20 protein-coding genes are annotated in these 19,782 nt (G+C 68.2%); 1 reads left to right on the top strand and 19 read right to left on the bottom strand.

The window, feature by feature from the left end:
* Positions 1 to 39 precede the first annotated feature (39 nt).
* Positions 40 to 189, bottom strand: a complete 150-nt coding sequence (locus tag P0Y41_RS12840; RefSeq protein ID WP_284061711.1) for a hypothetical protein — start codon at positions 187 to 189, stop codon at positions 40 to 42.
* Between the two features lie 51 nt (positions 190 to 240).
* Positions 241 to 1,503 (bottom strand): P-loop NTPase, encoded by a 1,263-nt coding sequence (locus P0Y41_RS12835; RefSeq protein WP_284061710.1) that lies wholly within the window; start codon positions 1,501 to 1,503, stop codon positions 241 to 243.
* 205 nt (positions 1,504 to 1,708) lie between these two features.
* On the opposite strand from P0Y41_RS12835, the gene prf1 reads away from it, so the two are divergent.
* Positions 1,709 to 2,974, top strand: coding sequence for a peptide chain release factor aRF-1 (gene prf1 / locus P0Y41_RS12830; protein WP_284061709.1), 1,266 nt, complete (start codon positions 1,709 to 1,711; stop codon positions 2,972 to 2,974).
* A gap of 55 nt (positions 2,975 to 3,029) precedes the next feature.
* Here the strand turns inward: prf1 and P0Y41_RS12825 are convergent, their stop codons facing one another.
* The 17 genes from P0Y41_RS12825 to P0Y41_RS12745 form a co-directional block, all read right to left on the bottom strand.
* The gene (locus tag P0Y41_RS12825) at positions 3,030 to 3,914 is read right to left on the bottom strand and encodes a DMT family transporter (RefSeq protein ID WP_284061708.1); all 885 of its coding nucleotides are present in this window, start codon (positions 3,912 to 3,914) and stop codon (positions 3,030 to 3,032) included.
* A 58-nt stretch (positions 3,915 to 3,972) separates the two neighbouring features.
* Positions 3,973 to 4,383 carry a DUF6276 family protein gene (locus P0Y41_RS12820; RefSeq protein ID WP_284061707.1) on the bottom strand — a complete coding sequence of 137 codons (411 nt, stop codon included), beginning with the start codon at positions 4,381 to 4,383 and terminating at the stop codon, positions 3,973 to 3,975.
* Between the two features lie 160 nt (positions 4,384 to 4,543).
* Positions 4,544 to 5,245 carry a V-type ATP synthase subunit D gene (locus P0Y41_RS12815; protein WP_284061706.1) on the bottom strand — a complete coding sequence of 234 codons (702 nt, stop codon included), beginning with the start codon at positions 5,243 to 5,245 and terminating at the stop codon, positions 4,544 to 4,546.
* A 201-nt stretch (positions 5,246 to 5,446) separates the two neighbouring features.
* Entirely contained in the window at positions 5,447 to 6,877 is a 1,431-nt protein-coding gene (locus P0Y41_RS12810) for an ATP synthase subunit B (RefSeq protein WP_284061705.1), read from the bottom strand.
* A 3-nt stretch (positions 6,878 to 6,880) separates the two neighbouring features.
* Complete coding sequence (locus P0Y41_RS12805) at positions 6,881 to 8,644, bottom strand: ATP synthase subunit A (RefSeq protein WP_284061704.1); 1,764 nt, start codon at positions 8,642 to 8,644, stop codon at positions 6,881 to 6,883.
* 4 nt (positions 8,645 to 8,648) lie between these two features.
* Positions 8,649 to 8,972 (bottom strand): V-type ATP synthase subunit F, encoded by a 324-nt coding sequence (locus tag P0Y41_RS12800; RefSeq protein WP_284061703.1) that lies wholly within the window; start codon positions 8,970 to 8,972, stop codon positions 8,649 to 8,651.
* Positions 8,969 to 10,021, bottom strand: a complete 1,053-nt coding sequence (locus tag P0Y41_RS12795; protein ID WP_284061702.1) for a V-type ATP synthase subunit C — start codon at positions 10,019 to 10,021, stop codon at positions 8,969 to 8,971. The genes P0Y41_RS12800 and P0Y41_RS12795 overlap by 4 nt, the downstream gene beginning before the upstream one ends.
* Positions 10,014 to 10,598: a V-type ATP synthase subunit E gene (locus tag P0Y41_RS12790; protein WP_284061701.1), complete on the bottom strand. Its 585-nt coding sequence runs from the start codon at positions 10,596 to 10,598 to the stop codon at positions 10,014 to 10,016. Before P0Y41_RS12790 ends, P0Y41_RS12795 begins: the two co-directional genes overlap by 8 nt.
* Positions 10,599 to 10,618: 20 nt before the next feature.
* Entirely contained in the window at positions 10,619 to 10,876 is a 258-nt protein-coding gene (locus P0Y41_RS12785) for a hypothetical protein (RefSeq protein ID WP_284061700.1), read from the bottom strand.
* A 199-nt stretch (positions 10,877 to 11,075) separates the two neighbouring features.
* Positions 11,076 to 13,340 carry a V-type ATP synthase subunit I gene (locus tag P0Y41_RS12780; RefSeq protein ID WP_284061699.1) on the bottom strand — a complete coding sequence of 755 codons (2,265 nt, stop codon included), beginning with the start codon at positions 13,338 to 13,340 and terminating at the stop codon, positions 11,076 to 11,078.
* Entirely contained in the window at positions 13,327 to 13,659 is a 333-nt protein-coding gene (gene ahaH / locus P0Y41_RS12775; RefSeq protein WP_284061698.1) for an ATP synthase archaeal subunit H, read from the bottom strand. Before ahaH ends, P0Y41_RS12780 begins: the two co-directional genes overlap by 14 nt.
* 235 nt (positions 13,660 to 13,894) lie before the next feature.
* Entirely contained in the window at positions 13,895 to 15,313 is a 1,419-nt protein-coding gene (locus P0Y41_RS12770; RefSeq protein WP_284061697.1) for an arylsulfotransferase family protein, read from the bottom strand.
* A 92-nt stretch (positions 15,314 to 15,405) separates the two neighbouring features.
* Complete coding sequence (locus P0Y41_RS12765) at positions 15,406 to 16,860, bottom strand: NCS2 family permease (protein WP_284061696.1); 1,455 nt, start codon at positions 16,858 to 16,860, stop codon at positions 15,406 to 15,408.
* 180 nt (positions 16,861 to 17,040) lie between these two features.
* On the bottom strand, positions 17,041 to 17,754 hold the full coding sequence (locus tag P0Y41_RS12760; protein WP_284061695.1) for a phosphoribosyltransferase family protein: 714 nt from the start codon (positions 17,752 to 17,754) through the stop codon (positions 17,041 to 17,043).
* A gap of 147 nt (positions 17,755 to 17,901) precedes the next feature.
* The gene (pyrE, locus tag P0Y41_RS12755; RefSeq protein WP_284061694.1) at positions 17,902 to 18,447 is read right to left on the bottom strand and encodes an orotate phosphoribosyltransferase; all 546 of its coding nucleotides are present in this window, start codon (positions 18,445 to 18,447) and stop codon (positions 17,902 to 17,904) included.
* A gap of 94 nt (positions 18,448 to 18,541) precedes the next feature.
* Positions 18,542 to 19,054 carry a hypothetical protein gene (locus P0Y41_RS12750; protein ID WP_284061693.1) on the bottom strand — a complete coding sequence of 171 codons (513 nt, stop codon included), beginning with the start codon at positions 19,052 to 19,054 and terminating at the stop codon, positions 18,542 to 18,544.
* Between the two features lie 101 nt (positions 19,055 to 19,155).
* Positions 19,156 to 19,704, bottom strand: a complete 549-nt coding sequence (locus P0Y41_RS12745; RefSeq protein WP_284061692.1) for a CDP-2,3-bis-(O-geranylgeranyl)-sn-glycerol synthase — start codon at positions 19,702 to 19,704, stop codon at positions 19,156 to 19,158.
* Between the last annotated feature and the right edge of the window lie 78 nt (positions 19,705 to 19,782).

Here is a 19,782-nt window from a genome sequence, read left to right as displayed (position 1 = left end):
AAGGTGTCGCGGCCCCGCCTGGGGCCTCTCGTCTCGATACTACGCCGGTAGCGCCGGGACCGGCAGGGCCGCCGGCGTGATTAGACTGCCACCGACCGAGAGCACCGCGATCGCGCCCAGTCCGAGCGCGAGGACGATGAAGACGAGGATCCACCAGATCGGCACAGAGTCGCTGCCTGCTTCGCTCATACTCCCGAGAGGTGGCGGCGACAAAAAGAAACTCCCGATCCCCGCGGGCGGCTACGACGACCGGAACAGCCGCCCGAGGAACCCCCCGCTGCCGCGGTCGTCCGAGTCGTCGGCGTCGTCGTCCTGCTGCTGTTTCGCCTCTTCGGTACGCTCCTTGCTCTGCTGGGCGAACGGGATCACGTCCTCGCCGATCTCAGCGGACTCGCCCGATTCCGCGTCCTCGACCGTCGCCGGGCCCGCGTCCGTCGAAGAGGGAGCGTACTCGTCGTCGTCGAGGACCGTGCTCCGGGCCGCGGCCGCGGCGCGGTCCCCCTCCTCGCCGTCGTCCTCGAGGATCACGGCGTCGTCGGCGTCGTCCGGCTGGCTGTCGTCGGCCTCGTCCGGCTGGCTGTCATCGGCCTCGTCGTCTGCCACGGCGTCGTCCGCTTCCTCTTCTTCTGCCACGCCATCGTCCGCCACGGTAGTCTCCTCGTCTATCTCGGTACCCCCCACGTCTGCCTCGACGTCAGGTTCGGCGTCGACCTCTGGGAGATCGAGTGCGGCGTCGGGGCTCGTGTCGGTAGCGGCCGTCTCGTACTCCGGGTCATCGGGTGTCGCCCCCGAGTTGTCCGGCGTCACCGCGGGACGGATCGGCTGTCCGGTGAGCGAAGACGCGAGCGAACGGTAGGCCGCCGCGGCGTCGCTGTCGGGCGCGTACGCCGAGAGGGGGCTCCCCGCCGCCTGCGCCTCGGCGACCAGCGGGTCGTCGGGAATCGCGCCGAGGACGGGCACGTCGACGGCGCCGGTGTCCTCGTCTCCCGCCGCCTCGTTGAGTGCGAGCCCGACGACCTCGCCGCCGAGCTTCTCGGTGAGGTCCTGCGTCTTGCGGGTGTTCGCGAGTCCGTCGCGCGTCGGCGTCGACACCAGGAGAACGCCGTCGGCGACAGACAGCGGGAGCGCCGTCTGGTGAGTCAACCCCGCGCCCGTGTCGACGATCACGTAGTCTGCGCCCGTGATCGCCTCCAGCACGTCGACGATCTCGCCCGGCTCGGCCTTCCGGAAGTGTTCGAGGCTGTCCCCCCCGGGGAGCACCGCGAGGCCGTGTGGCCCCTCACGCGTCGCGTCGACGGGGTCGGCCTCGCCCGCGAGCACGTCGTGGAGAGTCGTCTCTCCCGGCTCGACCCCGAGCGACGGGCCGAGACTGGCCGATCCGAGATCGGCGTCGACGGCGACCGTGTCGTAGCCGGCGGCCGCGAGCGTCGCTGCGAGGTTGGCGGCTGTCGTCGTCTTGCCGACCCCCCCTTTGACGCTCGCGACGGCGTATATCTTCGGCATTTACCGTGGCTACGGCGGTCACACATGATAAAGGTAGGTCCCGCCGCTCGGCCGCAGTCCCCGAGTCGCCGGCGCCGGTCGACCGGGACGGTCGGTGACGGAACGGCTCGCGACGGGGCGGCCGCGACCCGGGAACGACTGCCGTGCGGTGTGCCACCGTGGTATTCAACAGGTACTTAGCCCGCGGCCGGCGAACTAGCCCGTAATGAGCAGCGACGCCCAGGAGGGGCAGGCGAGCGAGGACCGACGGAAGTACGAGTTCCGGAAGGTCCTCGACGAGCTCGACGACTTCGAGGGCTCGGGCACCCAGCTCGTCACGATATACATCCCCGACGACAAGCAGGTCTCCGACGTGGTCGCCCACGTCACACAGGAGCACAGCGAGGCGTCAAACATCAAGTCCAAGCAGACCCGGACCGCCGTGCAGGACGCCCTCACCAGCATCAAGGACCGCCTGCGGTACTACGACGTCTACCCGCCCGACAACGGGATCGTCATCTTCTCGGGCGCGGTCGACTCCGGCGGCGGCCAGACCGACATGGTGACCAAGGTGCTGGAGTCGCCGCCCGAGCCGATCCAGTCGTTCCGCTACCACTGCGACTCCAACTTCCTGACCGGGCCGCTGGAGGACATGATGACCGACAAGGGGCTGTTCGGGCTCATCGTCCTCGACCGACGGGAGGCGAACGTCGGCTGGCTCAAGGGCAAGCGCGTCGAGCCCGTCAAGTCGGCCTCCTCGCTGGTGCCCGGCAAGCAGCGGAAGGGTGGCCAGTCCGCCCAGCGGTTCGCCCGCCTCCGCCTGGAGGCCATCGACAACTTCTACCAGGAGGTCGCGGGGATGGCGAACGACCTGATGGTCGACAAGCGCCACGATATCGAAGGCATCCTCGTGGGCGGTCCCTCGCCGACGAAAGACGAGTTCCTCGACGGCGACTACCTCCACCACGAGTTGCAAGACCACGTCCTCGGGAAGTTCGACGTGGCCTACACCGACGAGTCGGGGCTGTACGATCTGGTCGACGCCGCGGGCGACGTGCTCGCCGACCAGGAGGTGATGAAGGACAAGCGGGAGATGGAGGAGTTCTTCGAGAACCTCCACACCGGCGACAAGGCGACCTACGGCTTCGAGCAGACCCGCCGCAACCTCATCATGGGCTCGGTCGAGCGCCTGCTGCTCTCGGAGGACCTTCACGACGACGTGATCACCTACGAGTGCCCGAACGGTCACGAGGAACGCGAAGTCGTCGAGCGTCGCCACTCCACACCCGAGCACGAGTGCGAGGAGTGCGGCGAGATGGTGGCCGCCAGCGACGCCGGCAAGCGCGAGGACGTCGTCGAACACCTCATCGAGATCGCCGAGCAGCGCGGCACCGAGACGAAGTTCATCTCCACCGACTTCGAGAAGGGTGATCAGCTCATGGACGCCTTCGGCGGCGTCGCCGGCATCCTGCGGTACTCTACGGGCGTCTAACGCTTCTGCCGCACCGTCTCGTTTGTCGACGGCCCTCGCTTCCTCCCCGCCGGCGTCACTCGTCGGCCGTCTGGACCACCACGACGCCGACAACCACGAGTGCGCCTCCCGCGAGCATCGCGGGCGTCACGGACTCGCCGAGGAACGCGGCCCCGAGGGCGACGGCGACCGTCGGCTCCGCCGTCGAGAGAACTCCCGCCCGGCCGGCGCCAACGCGCGCCAGTCCGGCGAAGAACGCGAACATCGCGAACGCAGTCGCGACGACGCCGAGCGCGACCACCGCGCCCCACCCGGCTGCGGTCGTCGGGAGCGTGACCGCGTCGGTGAGTGCGGCCACGATCGCCAGCGACACGGCCGCGGCCGGAGCGACGTAGGCGGTGAGCACGCGTTCGTCGGCAGACTCCAGTGTGACCCGCGAGACAACGATGTACGCCGCGTACAGCCCCGCAGCCGCGACCGTCGCGACCGCGCCGACGGGGTCGAACGCGCTCGCGCCGGTCCAGGAGATGAGTGCGACGCCGCTGAGTGTCAGCCCTGCGGCGACGGCGGTCCTGATTCCCACGCGCTCGTCGAGAAACGTCGCCGCGAGCGCGACGACGAACAGCGGGTACGTGTACAAGAGCACGGCCGCGAGCCCGGCGCTCATGCGCTCGACACCGACAAAGAATCCGTAGCTGACGCCCGCGTAGCCGACCGCGCCGAGCGCGACCGCAGTGAGGGTCTCCCGCGTCGGCAAGCCGAGGGCTGGACCGCCGCCGGTCAGCGCGCGGTAGCCGAGCACCCCGACCCAGACGACGACCGACCCGACCGCAAAGCGCAACGCGAGCGCGGACGGCACGGACAGGCCCGCGCGGAATGCCGCCTCCCCGAGCACGCCGAGCGTGCCGAAGGCGGCCGCCGACGCGAGCACGAGAAGGCTGCCGGTCGTGTCTCTGTCCATCAGTCCCCGTCGGGGTCGGAGGCCGACCGCCGGGATACGTCTTGCCGTTCCGCCCGGCTCACTCGGAAGGGTCCAGCAGCGAGTCCAGTTGTCGAACCCGCCGTTCGAGGTCGAACGCGGGCGCGACTTCGGCGTCGTGGACGGCGTCGACGAGCCGGTCGAACGCGAGGGCGGTGTCCACGCCCTCGCGCTCGGCGCGCTCGCGGATCGCCCGCGCGTCGGCCTTGCGCAACGCGATCGACGGGAGCGTGGCGACCAACAGCGCGAACGCGGCGCCGCCGTCGCCGCTCGGGAACGACTCGTGGACTCGGGAGAACGCCGGGTCGTCCTCGGCCGCCGCCGCCGCAGCCGACTCGACGGTGAGGCAGTTCGGACAGATGCTCGCCGCCGCGTCGCCGGCGGCGTACTCGCGCAGATCCGCCGGGATCGCGAACGCGACGACAGCGGAGTCACAGTGGGGACAGTTCATACGACGCGTGGCGACCGTCGTTTCATAAACACCGGGGAAGGACGGTCGGCGCGACCCGAGCGGTGGCAGTCGCTGCCGAACGGACCACGCGGGAACCGGAGAAAGCGATCTCGAACGCGAACGAGCAGCGCATCGACCGGTCGTGAGGGCCGCGATCCGATCAGTCGTCGCTCTCGGCGACGCCGGCTTCCAGCGCCTCGGCTTCGGCCTTCGCGGCGGCCTCCTCGGCCTTCTCCTCTTCTTCTTTCTTGGCCTTGATCTTCTTGAGGCGGAAGATCTCCTCGCGCTCTTGCTCCTCGAGCTTCTGTTCGATGTACTCTTTGTTCTCGTTGAGTTCGGGCAGGAGCTTGAACTCCAGCGCGTTGACGCGGCGCTTGGTCGTCTCGATCTCCTTGAGCATCTTTTTCATCGCCGTTTCGACCTCTGCGGCGAGGATGATCGACTCCAGGAGCTCCTCGTAGGCGTCGGCGGCCTCGTCGATGCGCGCGGAGGAACCGAGGACCCCGTACCCGCGCTCGTCGAGGTCTTTCCGCACCTTCGATGACTCGATCTGCGGGACGACCACGCCCATGATGTTCTTCGACTGGGTCGTGATCTCCGGGTGTTCCTTCAGCGCCGCGGCCGCGCCGCGGACGGCGACGTCTCCCTCCATCGCGCGCGCCTTGTTGATCTTGTCTTGGGCCGTATCGTAGTCGGTCTCCAGTTTGTCGCGGACGTCCTGCGCCTGGTCGAGGATGTCCATGAACTCCATGATGAGCCCGTCGCGCTTCTGTTCGAGCGTGTCGTGGCCCCGCTCGGAGAGGTCGATGCGGTCCTCGATCTCCATGAGGTTCTTTCGGGTCGGCTTGACGTCCTCCGCCATAGTCTTGGAGGGAAGTTGCGCGGCGAGGGTGTTAATCCTTGTTAGTCGGGGGCGAAGCGGGGCGCGGTTTGGCCGGCCGCGACCGCGACTGCACACGTGCCGTCCTCCCCGCTCGCCACGTTCGTCGACGACGAGGCGCCGCCGACGTCGTCACTCGACGACGAGCGGTCGAAAGAAGCGGTTCGAAGGGGTTCGCGACGCTCAGTCCGCGGAGACTTCCTCTGCCTCGGCGTCCGTCGCGGCCGTGTCCTCGCGGTAGTGCTCCTCGATGAGGTCCTCGTCGACGCGGTTGAGCTCCGTCTTCGGCAGCGTCGACAGCAGGTCCCAACCGAGCTCGATCGTCTCGTCGATCGTCCGATTGGTGTCGAATCCCTGCTGGACGAATCGCTCCTCGAAGGCGTCCGCGAAGTCGAGGTACTTGTTGTCGCGCTCGGAGAGCGCCTCGCGGCCGACGATGTTCACGAGGTCACGGAGGTCCTCACCTTCCGCGTACGCCGCGTACATCTGGTCGGACACGTCGGCGTGGTCGGCGCGGGTGAGGCCCTCGCCGATACCGTCGTCCATCAGCCGCGACAGGCTGGGCAGGACGTTCACCGGCGGCTCGATGCCCTGACTGTGCAGCGGGCGGTCCATCATGATCTGCCCCTCGGTGATGTACCCGGTCAGGTCGGGGATCGGGTGCGTGTCGTCGTCGCCCGGCATCGTGAGGATCGGGATCTGGGTAACCGAGCCCTCGCGGTCCTTGAGACGACCCGCGCGCTCGTACAGCTGCGCCAGGTCGGTGTACATGTATCCGGGGTAGCCACGCCGGCCGGGCACCTCCTCGCGGGCGGCGCCGATCTCCCGGAGCGCCTCACAGTAGTTGGTCATGTCCGTCAGGACGACGAGCACGTGGTACCCCTTGTCGAACGCGAGGTACTCGGCGGTCGTCAGGGCCAGCCGCGGCGTGACCGTCCGCTCGACGGCGGGGTCGTCCGCGAGGTTCATGAAGACGACCGAGCGCTCCAGTGCCCCGGTGCGCTCGAAGTCTTGCATGAACTCGTTGGCCTCCTCCTGCGTGATGCCCATCGCGCCGAAGATCACCGCGAACTCCGACTCGTCGTCGTCGCCCTCGCCCGCTTCCTCCGGAACGGTCGCCTGGCGGGCGATCTGGAGCGCGAGGTCGTTGTGTGGCAGACCCGAGCCCGAGAAGATCGGGAGCTTCTGGCCGCGCACGAGCGTGTTCATCCCGTCGATCGCCGAGACGCCCGTCTGAATGAAGTCCTCGGGGTACTCCCGACTGTACGGGTTGATCGCGGCGCCGACGATGTCGCGTCGTTCGTCCGGCACGATCTCCGGGCCGCCGTCGATCGGGTTGCCGGAGCCGTCCATCACCCGACCGAGGAGGTCCTCGGTGACGGGCATCTTCAGCGTCTCGCCCAGGAACCGGACCGAGGCGTTGCGGTCGATACCGGTCGTTCCCTCGAACACCTGGATCGCGACGATGCCGTCCTCGCTTTCGAGGACCTGGCCGCGCTTCGTCTCGCCGCTCGGCGTCTCGATCTCGACCATCTCGTCGTAGCCGATGGGCTCGTCGACCTCGGCGAACACCAGCGGGCCGCTGACTTCCGTGATTGTCTGATACTCTTTCATTGTTCAGTAGAGCGAACGGATCTGCTCGGTGATCTCCGCTTTCAGTTCCTCGACGAACGCCTCCCAGTCCTCCTGGGTGGCGATCCGGTTGAGCTTCGGCGCCGCGTCGATGGCAGTGATGTCCTCGATGGGGACGCCCGCGTCGAGCGCGTCGAACGCCTCGTCGTTGTACGTCTGGATCGTCGTGAGGATCGCGTACGTCTTCTCGGGCGGACAGTACATGTCCACGTCGATGAAGGCGTTCTGCTGGAGGTAGCCCTCACGCAGGTACCGCGCCACGTCGAGGATGAGCCGCTGGTCCTCCGGCAGGGCGTCCTTCCCGACGAGCTGGACGATCTCCTGGAGTTCGCCCTCCTCGTCGAGCGTGTCGACGGCCCACTGCCGCCGCTCGGCCCAGTCCTCCGCGACGTTCTCCTTGAACCACGGGTCGAGCTGGTCCTGGTACAGCGAGTACGACTCGTTCCAGTTGATCGCCGGGAAGTGCCGGCGCTCGGCGAGGTCGGCGTCCAGCGCCCAGAACGTCTTCACGATGCGGAGCGTGTTCTGCGTGACCGGCTCGGAGAAGTCGCCCCCGGGCGGGCTGACCGCGCCGATCGCTGAGACCGATCCCTCGGTGCCGTTGAGGTTCTCGAAGTAGCCGGCGCGCTCGTAGAACTCTGCCAGGCGGGCGGCGAGGTACGCGGGGTACCCCTCCTCGCCCGGCATCTCCTCCAGCCGGGAGGAGATCTCGCGCATGGCCTCCGCCCACCGCGAGGTGGAGTCGGCCATCAGCGCCACGTCGTACCCCATGTCGCGGTAGTACTCGGCGATGGTGATGCCGGTGTACACGCACGACTCGCGGGCGGCGACGGGCATGTTCGAGGTGTTCGCGATGAGTGAGGTGCGGGCCATCAAGGAGTTCCCGTTCTTCGGGTCCTCCAGTTCGGGGAAGTCCTCGATGACCTCGGTCATCTCGTTGCCGCGCTCGCCGCAGCCGACGTAGACGACGATGTCGGCGTCGGCGAACTTGGCGAGGCTGTGCTGAGTAACCGTCTTCCCGGAGCCGAACGGCCCAGGAATCGCCGCGGTACCGCCCTTGGCGATCGGGAAGAGGCCGTCGAGGATGCGCTGGCCCGACACGAGCGGCTCGCGGGGCGTTCGCTTCTCGATAGTCGGTCGCTTCTCGCGGACCGGCCACTCCTGGTGCATCGTGACCTCCTCGCCGTTCTCGAGCGTGACGATCGGCTCGTCCACGGTGAACTCGCCCTCCTCGACGCTCTCGACGACGCCGCCCTCGTAGCCCGGCGGCACCATGACCTTGTGGTCGATGGTGACCGTCTCGGGCACGACGCCGACGATGTCGCCGGCCTCGACGCTGTCGCCGACCTCGACCTCGGGAGTGAACTCCCACTTCTTCTCCAGGTCGATGCCGGGCGCGTCGACCCCGCGGTCGAGAAACGCGCTGTCCATCTTCTCTTCCAGCACGTCGAGCGGGCGCTGGACGCCGTCGTAGATGGCGTCCAGCATTCCCGGCCCCAGGTCCACGGAGAGGGGTTCGCCCGTGTTCTCGACGGGCTCTCGGGGGGCGACCCCGGAGGTCTCCTCGTACACCTGAATGGTCGTGACGTCGCCTTCGATCTCGATGACTTCGCCCATCAGCCCTTCGTCGCCAACGTAGACGACGTCGTTCATCCGGGCGTCGAGGTCGACGGCTTTCACGACCGGGCCGCTCACGCTCTTGATGCGTCCGGTTCCTTCGGTCGTCTCGGATTCGCTTGCCTGACTCATGTGTTCACTCGTCCTCGTCCATCAGGTCGATCCCGATGGCTCGCTTGATCTGTTCGCGTAGGCCGCTCCCGGCGCCGCCGCCGAGCGTGACCAGTACCGGTTCCACGCTCCCCTCGACGTCCCTGCGGACGGTCCGCGAGAGGTGGTCGAGGTCCTCGTCGCGCATCACCACGATGCCGACGTCCTCGTCCGCGAGCGTCCCCTCGACCGCCTCGTCGAGGCGGTCGTCTTTCTCGGCTTCGGGGACGTTCTCGCACTTGCGGACGCCGGCGAGTCGGAAGCCGGTGGTGAACTCGGGACTGCCGATTACCGCGATCTCCTGACTCATAGGATCACCAGTTCGGATTCGATCTCCTCTGGGCTGAGGCCGGCCTCCTTCCCGCGCGCGATGGCGCGGATGTTGTCGACCTCGCGCTCTTTCGCGAGCACGTACGACACGATGGGGGTCACCGACAGCGGGTGGACCAGCCCGAGCGAGTCGGCGTACTTCAACAGCGCCGCCTCCAGCGCGTGCTCGAACCCGATGAGGCTCTCGGCGTCCTCGAGTTCCGCCAGCGCGTCCGAGAGCTGGTCGCCGTACCGCGACTCGCGGATTCGGGCGGTCAGCTCGTCGGTGTTGGACGCCAGCTGTTGGAGCTCGCCTGCCGAGAACAGGACGCCGCCCTCGATGAAGTACTCCGAGGGGTCGAGGTCTGCGCCCGAGCGCGACAGCCGCAGCGCGTTGATCGCATTACGGAAGTCGACCTCCGCCTCGAGGAACTCGCGGTACTCCGACAGCGCCTCGCCGGAGAGGTCGTCGGTCCGCAGCAGATCGTAGTACGCGCGGTCGACCGCGTTCTCCAGCGGCACCAGCACACCCTCCGACTCGTAGTCGTCGAGGGCGTCCGCGAGCGCGTCGCCGAACACCGTCGACGACAGCGCCTCGACCGCCTCCTCGATGCTGCCCACGTCGAGCAGCCGGTCGAGCAGCCGGTCGTTGAACTCCCCAGCGCGGATGAGGTCGTCGGCGACGGCCTCGCGCTCGGTGTCGGCGTAGATGCCCCGCAGAACGGTCTTCACGTTCCACGCGTCGAACTTGCGGAGGTAGCGGGCGACGTGCCCGTACAGCGTCCCCTCACACCAGTGAAGGATGTCCTCGAAGTCCTCGGCGAGGCTCGCGTTCAGCGCGTACTCGATGAGGTCGACGCCCGAGAACCGCGACCCGAGCGCGTTGATCTCGCTCTCGTACGCCGGCGATTCCTCCATGAACCGGGCAATCTCCGCCGGGCTCATCCTGACCAGCTTCCGGTAGTCGTCCTCCTCGAACAGCGACGCCCGCCGCGATCGGACGCGGGCGTTGACGTACTCGGGGTTCGACGATCCGGCGCGGCTACTCATCGTCGAACAGTCGGTCGCTCAGCTCCTTGAGGTTGTCCTCCCAGACCACCTCGAGAACCGAGTCGAACGTGTTGTTCACACGGACGCGGGACTCCTCGCTCTCGACGACGACGCCGCCGAGGCAATCGCGCTCGCCGGCGAACGACCAGCCATCGTAGTCCGCGAGGACGTCCGTCAGCAGGTCTTCGTCGTCGGCGCTGCCGTAGACGGAGACCGACTCGCCGTCGTCGAACTCGGGGGCGGCAGCGTCGAGCAGCGCGCGGGTCAGCTCTTCGCGTTGCTCGGCTTCGAGGTCGGCGATAGCCGCCTCGGTCTGCTCGCGCACGTCGGTGAGCACGTCGCGGCGCGCCTCGAGTCGCTGCTGTTTCGCCTCCAGCTTCGCCGCCGAGAGCGTCTGCTCGCGCTCCTGTTCGATCTGCCGTTCGACCTGCTGTTCTCGTTCCTGGACGATTCGTTCGGCCTCCTCCTCGGCCTCCGAGACGATCTCCCCGGCGCGCTCCTCGCCCTCTTCGCGGATGTCCTCCGCACGCGCGCGGGCTTCGTCACGGATGTCTTCGACGACAGTCTCCAAACTCATGATGAAAGGGAGGAAGCGGTTTAGACCAGGAAGATGGTGACCAGTGCGAGAATGACGAGTGTCTCCGGGAGGACCGTGAAGATCAGCCCGGACACGAACAGGTCCTCGTCCTCGGCGACGGCGCCGATGGCGGCCGAACCGATACCGCGTTCGGCGTAGCCCGCACCGAATGCGGCGAGGCCAACCGCGAGCGCCGCTGCCGCGTTGGCGGTGAGGGCCGGGGAACTGGATCCATCCTGCAGTACAACGTTGCCGACTTCGGGTGCGATTTCGAGCATGGTATTCGGTAGGCGGATTGCCTAACTCCGGACAAGTCGTTGTTGCACCTGTGGAGTGCATAAAGGTTCCCAAAGCGAGCGACGAGACGCCCGAATACGGGACTGTGACGCGTCGCTGTTCGTGTGAGTCACCCGCATCCGACTGCGGGCGATCGCCGCGAAAAGCCGAGCCGAGCCGGTGTCGAGCTGACGAGCTACCTTACTCGTCGGCGGTGAACCGGCGAACGCGACCGAACGGCTCGTACTCGGTGCCGCCGCCGTCGAAGAACTTCGAGAAGAACTCGTAGTACTCCAGACGGACGGCCTGCAGGCCGGCAGACGTCACGCCCAGCGCGAGCACGAGCACGTGCCCGATCACCAGGATGAGCAGTCCGCCGACGAGCGCCGCCACGCCGCCGTGGGCGAGCCCGGGGAACAGGATCGCCTCTGCGCCGTACTCGGCGGCGTAGTACTCGGGGCCGTGCGTGAGCATGTAGTGGTACTCGCCTTCGGTCTCGTACACGCCGAAGAACAGGAGGTTGACGACGAACGCCATCCCCGCCTTGGCGAGCAGCACCGCGGCGATCCGGGTGTAGCTCAGCACGTTCACGAGCACGTCGAAGATCTCCAGCAGCTCGGCGGGCGCACCCAGCAGCAGCAGGAGCGCACCGACGAGGAACATTGCGAGGCCGACGTAACCGACGACGGTCGGGAAGCCGTTGAACCCGAGCGCGAACGCCGCCTTGGCGTACTCGCCGGTCGCCTCTGGCGCCGCGCCGGTGCCGTCGAAGACGGTGTAGATGAACGAGGGCGCGGTGCCGGCGGCCAGCCGGCTGAACACGAGCAGCCAGAGGCCGTTCATGCCCAGCAGCCACGAGCCCTTCTCGGTGATCGCCGCCTTCGGCCCGTGGAACTCCAGCTCCTCGAGGAAGCCGAAGACGTACCCCACGTTGAGGTGGACGAGCGCGACGAGCGCTGAGACGACCAGCCACGCCTGCGCCCAGTAGATGTCGGCCGGCTGGAGCCCCTTGTGTATCGGGGCGCTACTGAGGCCAACCACGCCCTCCCAGAAGTACGTCGAGATGACGTGGAGCCCGAAGAACTCGCCGTAGAGGACGCCGAACACCGCGGTGAAGATACCGGCCGCGATGGTGACGCCGCCCATGGACTTGAACGCCTGCGAGTCGAAGTTCGAATAGAGGTAGTAGCCGATGAGGCCGTAGAGGATCCCGTACCCCAGGTCGCCGATCATGAACCCGAAGAACGCCGGGAACGTGAGAAACAGGATAACCGACGGGTCGAACTCGCGGTAGTTCGGGCGCCCGACCGCCTGCACGAGCACCTCGAACGGCGAGACGAGCCCGGGGTTGTCCTGCACGACCGGCGGGTCGTCGTTTCGCATGACGACCGAGCCGCCCGAGCCGTCGGCGACCGCGCGTCGCTGTTCGGCTTCGTCGCCGTCAGACGCCTCGACGCCCTCGTCGGGGCCGGCGTCCTCGACGGCCGGCGGCACGTCCTCGCGGACCTGCACGTCGCCGTCGGCGCCGAAGGCGGCGCGTTCGATCTCCTCGACTTCGACGTGGCTGCCGACGGCGTCCTGGACCGTCGACTTGAACGCGGTGTAGCGGTCGGTGGGGATCCACCCCTCGGCGACGAACGCGTTGTTCGTGGTCGCGTACGACAACGGCGCCTGCGCCTTCTGCACCTCGATGGCCAGCTTCTCTTCGGCGGCCAGCAGGAACCCGGCCGCGTCCGCCCGCACCGAGTCCAGCTCGGCCTCGATCGATTCGAGGTCCGACTCGAGCGACCGTCGCTCGGACTCCAGCTCATCGACGTACGACTCCGGCGAGACGCTGTCGCCCTCGACGTCGGGCACGTCGATGACAGCGAACTCGGCGCTCACCAGCGCGTCGGTGAGCGCGTTCTCGTCGGCGTCGCGCTCGGGGTGCGCGAAGACAGCGAGCACGTCGTCGCCGAACACCTGGTACTCGGTGAGCGACGATGCGTCGAGGACGGCGCGCTCGACGGTGTCGCGGTCGCCTTCGCCGACGGCGACCTGCACGGTGTCGTACCCTTGGAGCAAGTCGAGGTCGATGCCCAGCTCCGCGAACGGCTCGATCGCCTCGATGCGCTCCTCGACGGAGCGGAGCTGCGAGCGGAGCTCGTCGCGCTGGTCGTCGAGCGCGTTGACCTCCTCGCGGAGCTCCTCGAGCTCGGCCGTCAGCTCGTCGTCGTCGAGCACGCGGGTCGGACCCGCGTCGTCCGACTCGACGCCGAGCATCGACTTCAGCGAGCGAACGGTGACCAGTTTGTCGGCTGCGTCCTCGGCACCCGACTGCGGGCTACCCTGAACGAACCCCTCCCAGCCGCCGCCGTACTCGGTGACGTGCAGGAGGTTCAGTTCGTGGACCGACTCGACAACCGGGTCCATGTACGCCTTGGCCCCGGTCACCGAGACCTTGCTCATCCGCTCAGGCCTGAGCATGTACCGCCTCCTCGAACCGTTCCACCGCGAATTCGACGACCTCGTCGATCCGGTCGCTCGCCTCGTCGACGAGTTCGTTCCGCTCGCGGCGGCCCGCCGCGATGGTCTCCTCTCGGTTCTCCTCGATCTGTTCGCGCGCGTCGTCGAGGCGCTCTTGCTCGATGCGGTCGGCCTCGGCTTCGGCCTCGGCGACGATCTCGTCGGCCTCCGACCTGGCCTCCGAGATCCGCGCCTCGCGGTCGGCCTCGGCCTCGGCGACGATCTCCTCGGCATCGGCTTCGGCCTCTTTCACGCGTTCGAGAACTTCGGGTCTCGGCATGGATACTCGTCGTCTGTGGGTTTGCCCACGTCGCTATAAGGTGTTTGCGGAATGCGTCGTCGAGCGAAGCGAGGGCGACGGCGGCCACCCTCGAACCGCGAACGGGGGACGAGCGACCCGTGAGCGAAGCGAGCCGGCGAAGGGTCGGCGGCGCGTTTGCGGGCGCGCCGTACAGCAGCGCGTCGTTGAGGGTGTGGACGAAGCAAACGAGTGCGCGGCGACCTGCGGCGCTCGTTCAGCGCGAGCGGACGTCCCGCGCCGCCTTCCGAGCGCCGCGTCGAATCGCGGCCCGCGCGGTGACCAACTCCCCGACCGCCCAGCCGACGAGCACGAGCAGGCCGGCGACGGCGCCCGCGAACGCCCACGATCCCATCCAGACCGGACGGATCCACGGCGTGACGCCCGACCACGTGTTCGCGAACGCCCGCGCGGGACCGCCGAGCACCGTACCAGCGAAGGTGTTCTGGACGGCGGCGGCGAACGTCAGCGTGTCGCCGGTCCCCTCGATGAGCCCCGCAGAACCGTAGATCTGGTAGCTTCCGGTCACGCCCTGGTCGGTCATCGTCGGCCCGTTCGACTCGGCACCGGTTCCGATGCGCTCGGCGTCGTACGGGCCCCAGGTGGCGTAGTACTCCCAGACGATCTCACCGCGAGGCGTGACTTCGATGACGCGGTGGTTGAGCGAGTCGGTGATGAGCGTGTTGCCGTTGGGCAGGCGGTCGGCGTCGCGGGGCCAGTCCAGTTGGCCGGTGCCGACCTCCCAGGTCTCGACCCACTCGCCGTCGCGCCGCTCGTACTCGACGACGCGGTCGTTCTCGGAGTCGGCCACGAGGATCGTCGGGTTGCCCTCCTCGCTCACGAGCCAGTCGGGGTTGTGCTGCTCGTGCATGATGTCGTAGTTGTCGTCCTCGCCGAGGCGGTAGTCGATCTCATCGGTCGAGCGGTTCACGACGATCGCCTGGTCGAAGTTACGCGGCGAGACAAGGTACTGGCCCTCTCCGATGCGGTCCACGTCGTTGACGTGGGTCCAGTCCTCGTTGAAGCCGCCGTCCGTCGAGTTGGGGTAGTGGTCCCGGAACGTCCACTCCCAGTCGATCTGCTCGGTCGAGCGGTTGTACACGAGGATGCGATCGTCCGAGCGCTGTGCCGACTCGTTCCACTCGCGCATGTTGGCGATCAGGAGGTCGCCGTTCGGCAGCATCTCCACGTCGTGGGTGTCGGTGAAGTCGAAGCGCTCGGTCCACACCGGTTCGCGCGTTTCGCGGTCGAGTTCGGCGACCGTGGTTCCATCTGGGTTGGTGCCGACGACGAGCAGGTTGCCGTTCTCGAGCGGGTCGACGTCGTAGAACCAGAATGCGTCTTGGTTCGAACCGTCGTACACCCAGTCGGTCGACCCGTTCGGGTGCACCTGCACGAGCCGTGCGGGCTTCTTCTGGTTGCCCTGGCCCTGGAAGTGGAAGCCCTGGATCGCGACGACGGTTGACCCGTTCGGCTCCTCGTCGATCGTTCCGGCCTCGAGTCCGACGGTTCCCGGCGTGCCGGTGTCGCCCGGCGCGAGCGCCTGTGCCGCCGCGGGGGCGAACAGCCCGACCACGACGAGCGCGGCGAGCGCGCGCGCCGCTGTCCGTCGAGAGACGGGGAGGGATGTAGCCATACCCCGAACCGGGGGGTGTGGGGTGGAAACTCTTGTGCTCCGTCACCGGGTGCCTCGAATCGTCCACCCGGACGGCGAACGCGCGCCCGCGCTCAGAGCGCGCTGCCGAGTACGCCGCTGGTGCGGACGAAGAAGTACGCGACGAACGCGGCCGCGAGCACCCAGTGGCCCGGGCGCACGTCGTCGTACTCGCCGGCGGCGACCTTGACGAGCGGGTACGAGACGATGCCCGCCGCGATGCCGTACGCGATCGAGTAGGTGAACGGCATCACGAGGATCGTCAGCCCCGCGGGCACCGCGTTGGTGTAGTCGGCCCAGTCGATGTCGACGAGGTTGCGCAGCATGAGCACCGCGATGGCGACCAGCGCGATGTGGCTCGCCCAGATCGGGACCGCCGCCGCGAGCGGGACCGCCGCCAGCGACAGCAAGAACAGCACTGCGATGACGAGCGCGGTCATCCCGGAGCGACCGCCCTCCTCGACGCCGGCGGCGGACTCGATGTACGTCGTCACCGTCGAGGTGCCGAGGATGCCGCCCACGGTGGTGCCGACGGCGTCGGCCATCAGCGGCTTGTCGATGTCGGGCAGGTTACCGTCCTCGTCGAGGAAGCCGGCGACCTGCGAAACGCCGACGAGCGTGCCGGCGGTGTCGAAGAAGTCGACGAAGAAGAACGTGAACACGATGAGCGCGAACGCGAGCGCGTCGACGTTCTCGAACCCGCCGATGAACGCGCCCACGAGCGGGGTGATGTCGTAGCCCGCGGCCGAGTACGTCAGATTCGCGATCGCCGGCGCGAGCGAGGCGTCGGCGAGCGTGTATCCTGCGTCCTCGGGAACCGTGAACGCCGAGTAGCCGAGCGTCGACACGATCCACCCGAGCACGCTCGTCCCGAGGATCCCGAAGACGATGCTGCCCGGAACGCCCCGGGCGTACAGCATGAACGTGAGGAACAGCCCGACGACCGACAGCACCGCGACGGGGTCCTGCGCGAACACCGGCGAGAACTGGAGGTACGTCGCGGGGTCGGAGGCGACGACGCGCATCGCCTCCAGCCCGATGATGGCGAGAAACAGCCCGATACCGCCTCCGACCGCGAACTTCACCGGCTCCGGGAACAACTTGATGACGTACTCACGCGCTCCGGCGACGGTGAGCAGCATGAACACGACCCCCTCGACGACGACCGCCGCGAGCGCGGTGTTCCACGGCACGCCGAGTCCGAGCACGACCGTGAACGCGAAGAAGGCGTTCAGCCCGAGCCCGGGCGCCTGTCCGAACGGTCGCTTCGCGTACAGCGCCATCACGAGCGTCGCGACGGCCGCCGAGATGAGCGTCACCACCGCGATCATCTGCTGGACCTCCGGTAGCGACCGACCGATGTCGGGCCCCGGCCCGTTGACGATCGCCACCGCGAGGATGCTCGGATTGACGATGACGATGTAGCTCATCGTCAGGAACGTGGTGATCCCGGCCACCACCTCGGTCCGGAGGTCCGTCCCGAGGTCGTCGAAGTTGAAGTACTCCGCCAACTGCTGTTGCAGCCCCATACCGACACACTTGTGCATACCTATCTTAAGCGTTCGGCTTCGCTTCCAGTATTTATCCACACATGTGGATACTTGTTGCCGAGTTCGCGTCAGTGAATTAGCGAGTGTGAGACGGTCGGACCGGCGGTGACGGCATCCGATCCAGAACTGGGTCGCTCCGATCCACCCCCCGTCAGTGGCTCACTCGAACCGTGTCAGTGCCCCGACCGGCGCGTCCGTGATCTCGGCGGCCCGATCGGTTCCCTCGTCGCCGACGGCGATGAGTGCGAACACGCCCGTGACCGCGGCGTCAGCCTGGAGCGCGATGTCGAGCAACAGTTCCTGGGTCTCGCCCGATCGGATGAGATCGTCGACGACGAGCACGGACTCGCCGGCGTCGATTGCGCCCGCGGGGAGGTAGTAGGTCAACTCGATCCCGGAGGCGAGCCGCTGGCGCGACTCGATGAACTCCTCGACGGCCGTCTCCTTCGACTTCTTCGCATAGGCGACGCGGGCGTCGAAGTGGCTCGCCATCGCCGCGCCGAGCGTGATCCCGTCGGTCGCGGCCGTGAGCACCACGTCCGGCGTCTCGAAGTCGAACGACTCGGCGGCGACGGGCGCGACCAGATCGAGGAAGGGCTGGTCGAACACGACGCCGGAGTTGTCGACGTACCCCTCGTCGTCGAAGCCGATACGCGCCTCCAGTTCGGCCGCGAGCGTCTCGCGACCGATGCCGCCGACGACCTCCTGGGCGCGCTCGGCGCCCGGGAGGACGTGTCCGTTGACGTATCGGTTCAGGTCGCCCGCCGGAAGGCCGGTCACCTCCGCGAGTTCGTCGTACGTTCGCGTCTCCTTCAGCGTCCGCAACACGGCGACCGCCTGCAACTGCAGGGCGGCCTTCTCGGCCCTGTTCATGGATCTATGCTCGTTCGTGCAAGTATGAACACTTCGAATTCGGGTACAAAGAGAAGTACCAGCGTTACGTATGTGTGGGTATCTTCCCTGGCGGTCGACGCCGTTGCTGGTTGCGGCGACAACGGACGGACCCGACCGACGCTCTCGTTACCTGTCTTCGAGGAGCCGCGTGGCCGTCAGCAGCGACTCCAGTTCCACGCCGTGGTCGGCGATCAGTTCCGCGGCGCCCTCCTCGCGGTCGACGACCACGAGCACCCTGTTCACGGTCGCGCCCGCCTCTCGCAGCGCCTCGACGGCGTCGAGGGCGGACTGCCCGGTCGTGGCGATGTCCTCGAGCACCACGACCTCCTCGCCCTCGTCGAGGGTCCCCTCGATCCGGTTCCCGGTGCCGTACTCCTTGGCGGCCTTCCGAACGATGACGTACGGCGACCCGGTCTCGACGGCGGTCGCGGCGACGAGCGGGACAGCGCCGAGGGCGACGCCCGCGAGCGTCGCGTCGCCGACGCGTTCGGCGTACGCCTCGGCGACGAGTCCCAGGCACGTGGGGTCCGTCTCGAAGCGATACTTGTCGACGTAGTAGTCGCTCGTCCCGCCGTGGGCGAGTTCGAATTCGCCGAACAGCACGGCCTCTGCGTCCCGGAGCGCGGCGATCAGCTCCGCGTCGGTGACGGCGTCGGTGGTCGCGTCGGTCATAGTCGTGGAAGGCGCACGACGGCGCGAAAGGTTATCGGTCCGAGGCCGCCGCGGGGACTCGTCCGCGTCCCGGAGGGGACCTCCCCGTTCGGTGTCAGTTCGCGGCCTCACACCGCTCGACGACGCTCGCGGGGATCGGCGCGTCGACCTCGTAAGCGCCGACGGTGTGATCCGCCGCGCGGCCCTCGAACACGACGCGGTACGTCGCGCCCTGAGTCGGACACGCGAGTGCGCTTCGGCCGGTGATCTCCGCCTCCCCAGTGTCCGTCCGGAGGTCGGTCCACGGCACCTTCGTCCCCGCCTCGTCGACGACGACGACGCGCTCCTCCGAAGGAACGGTGCCGTCGGGGTGGGTGACGACGATGGCCGTGTCGTCACCCTCGCCGACGACGGCGAAGGAGAAGCCCTCGGGCCGATCGATCGGCTCGCCGCCGATCCCCGTCGCGACGACGCCGCCGATCCCGGCGACGCTGGCGGCCGCAAGCAGCATGAACGCCAGCGCGATGGTCGGGAACGAGACCCGGATCTGCTCGCGCGGCGACAGCTCGCCCTCCTCCTCGACTCCCTCGGGAGGGTCGCTCGACTCGACTGCGTCCGGTTCGCTCACGTCCGGACCGGCGCGGGGCGGCGTAAAAACCGCACCGCCCCGATTCTCACGCGTGAGTTCGTGGGGGCTCGCGCGGCCGCGACGGGGACGCTCCAGCCCCGTTACCAGGGTTCGTTCTTCACGCCGATCAGGTACGCGATGACGTTCGTCGCGACGTGCAACAGGGGCGTCGCGACGAGCACGACGACGAGGCGTTCGAGCGTGAACGTCGAGAGCACCCACCCGGGGGCGAGCACGAGTGCGAGCGCGAGTGCGCCGACGACGAAGTCGAGTTGGTCGAGCCCGGGGAAAGCGGCGCCCCGCTCGCGGCCCGACCGGCGCTTGATGAACGAGGCGCCGATGTCGCCGAGCATCGCGCCGAGCGCGAGCGCGAGCGCCGCCAGCGGCGGGAACGCCGGCAGGTCGATGCCGGCGGCGGCGCCGACGGGGACGGCGACGGCGTTGAGCGCGAGCGCGAGCGCGACGCCCGCGAGCGTGCCGATCGCGGTACCTCGCCACGTTTTCCCGTCCCCGAGCACGCGGCGGCCGCCCCACGTCCGCCCGCCGTCGATCGGCGCCCCGCCGCCCGCGAGCACGGCGGCGTTGTTCGGGACGTACGCCGGCAGCATCGCCCACAGCGCGCTCGCGACGAGTTCGAGCAGTGCGACCATCGGGTTTGGCTGGTTCGCGTCCGGTGTTAAGTGGGCGGGATCCGCCTCGCCGCGACGGATCCGCGAAACTCAAGACGC

Origin of the sequence: Halobaculum halobium (assembly GCF_030127145.1) — an archaeon.
Lineage (GTDB): Archaea > Halobacteriota > Halobacteria > Halobacteriales > Haloferacaceae > Halobaculum > Halobaculum halobium.
Note: the sequence above shows the minus strand (reverse complement) of the source record. Positions and strands in the feature narration are given on the sequence as shown.

What these genes read in the sequence shown, in the direction of transcription:
- P0Y41_RS12840 (WP_284061711.1), bottom strand. Translation starts at nt 189, where the DNA reads ATGAGCGAAGCAGGCAGCGACTCTGTGCCGATCTGGTGGATCCTCGTC.
- P0Y41_RS12835 (WP_284061710.1), bottom strand. Translation starts at nt 1,503, where the DNA reads ATGCCGAAGATATACGCCGTCGCGAGCGTCAAAGGGGGGGTCGGCAAG.
- prf1 (WP_284061709.1), top strand. Translation starts at nt 1,709, where the DNA reads ATGAGCAGCGACGCCCAGGAGGGGCAGGCGAGCGAGGACCGACGGAAG.
- P0Y41_RS12825 (WP_284061708.1), bottom strand. Translation starts at nt 3,914, where the DNA reads ATGGACAGAGACACGACCGGCAGCCTTCTCGTGCTCGCGTCGGCGGCC.
- P0Y41_RS12820 (WP_284061707.1), bottom strand. Translation starts at nt 4,383, where the DNA reads ATGAACTGTCCCCACTGTGACTCCGCTGTCGTCGCGTTCGCGATCCCG.
- P0Y41_RS12815 (WP_284061706.1), bottom strand. Translation starts at nt 5,245, where the DNA reads ATGGCGGAGGACGTCAAGCCGACCCGAAAGAACCTCATGGAGATCGAG.
- P0Y41_RS12810 (WP_284061705.1), bottom strand. Translation starts at nt 6,877, where the DNA reads ATGAAAGAGTATCAGACAATCACGGAAGTCAGCGGCCCGCTGGTGTTC.
- P0Y41_RS12805 (WP_284061704.1), bottom strand. Translation starts at nt 8,644, where the DNA reads ATGAGTCAGGCAAGCGAATCCGAGACGACCGAAGGAACCGGACGCATC.
- P0Y41_RS12800 (WP_284061703.1), bottom strand. Translation starts at nt 8,972, where the DNA reads ATGAGTCAGGAGATCGCGGTAATCGGCAGTCCCGAGTTCACCACCGGC.
- P0Y41_RS12795 (WP_284061702.1), bottom strand. Translation starts at nt 10,021, where the DNA reads ATGAGTAGCCGCGCCGGATCGTCGAACCCCGAGTACGTCAACGCCCGC.
- P0Y41_RS12790 (WP_284061701.1), bottom strand. Translation starts at nt 10,598, where the DNA reads ATGAGTTTGGAGACTGTCGTCGAAGACATCCGTGACGAAGCCCGCGCG.
- P0Y41_RS12785 (WP_284061700.1), bottom strand. Translation starts at nt 10,876, where the DNA reads ATGCTCGAAATCGCACCCGAAGTCGGCAACGTTGTACTGCAGGATGGA.
- P0Y41_RS12780 (WP_284061699.1), bottom strand. Translation starts at nt 13,340, where the DNA reads ATGCTCAGGCCTGAGCGGATGAGCAAGGTCTCGGTGACCGGGGCCAAG.
- ahaH (WP_284061698.1), bottom strand. Translation starts at nt 13,659, where the DNA reads ATGCCGAGACCCGAAGTTCTCGAACGCGTGAAAGAGGCCGAAGCCGAT.
- P0Y41_RS12770 (WP_284061697.1), bottom strand. Translation starts at nt 15,313, where the DNA reads ATGGCTACATCCCTCCCCGTCTCTCGACGGACAGCGGCGCGCGCGCTC.
- P0Y41_RS12765 (WP_284061696.1), bottom strand. Translation starts at nt 16,860, where the DNA reads ATGGGGCTGCAACAGCAGTTGGCGGAGTACTTCAACTTCGACGACCTC.
- P0Y41_RS12760 (WP_284061695.1), bottom strand. Translation starts at nt 17,754, where the DNA reads ATGAACAGGGCCGAGAAGGCCGCCCTGCAGTTGCAGGCGGTCGCCGTG.
- pyrE (WP_284061694.1), bottom strand. Translation starts at nt 18,447, where the DNA reads ATGACCGACGCGACCACCGACGCCGTCACCGACGCGGAGCTGATCGCC.
- P0Y41_RS12745 (WP_284061692.1), bottom strand. Translation starts at nt 19,704, where the DNA reads ATGGTCGCACTGCTCGAACTCGTCGCGAGCGCGCTGTGGGCGATGCTG.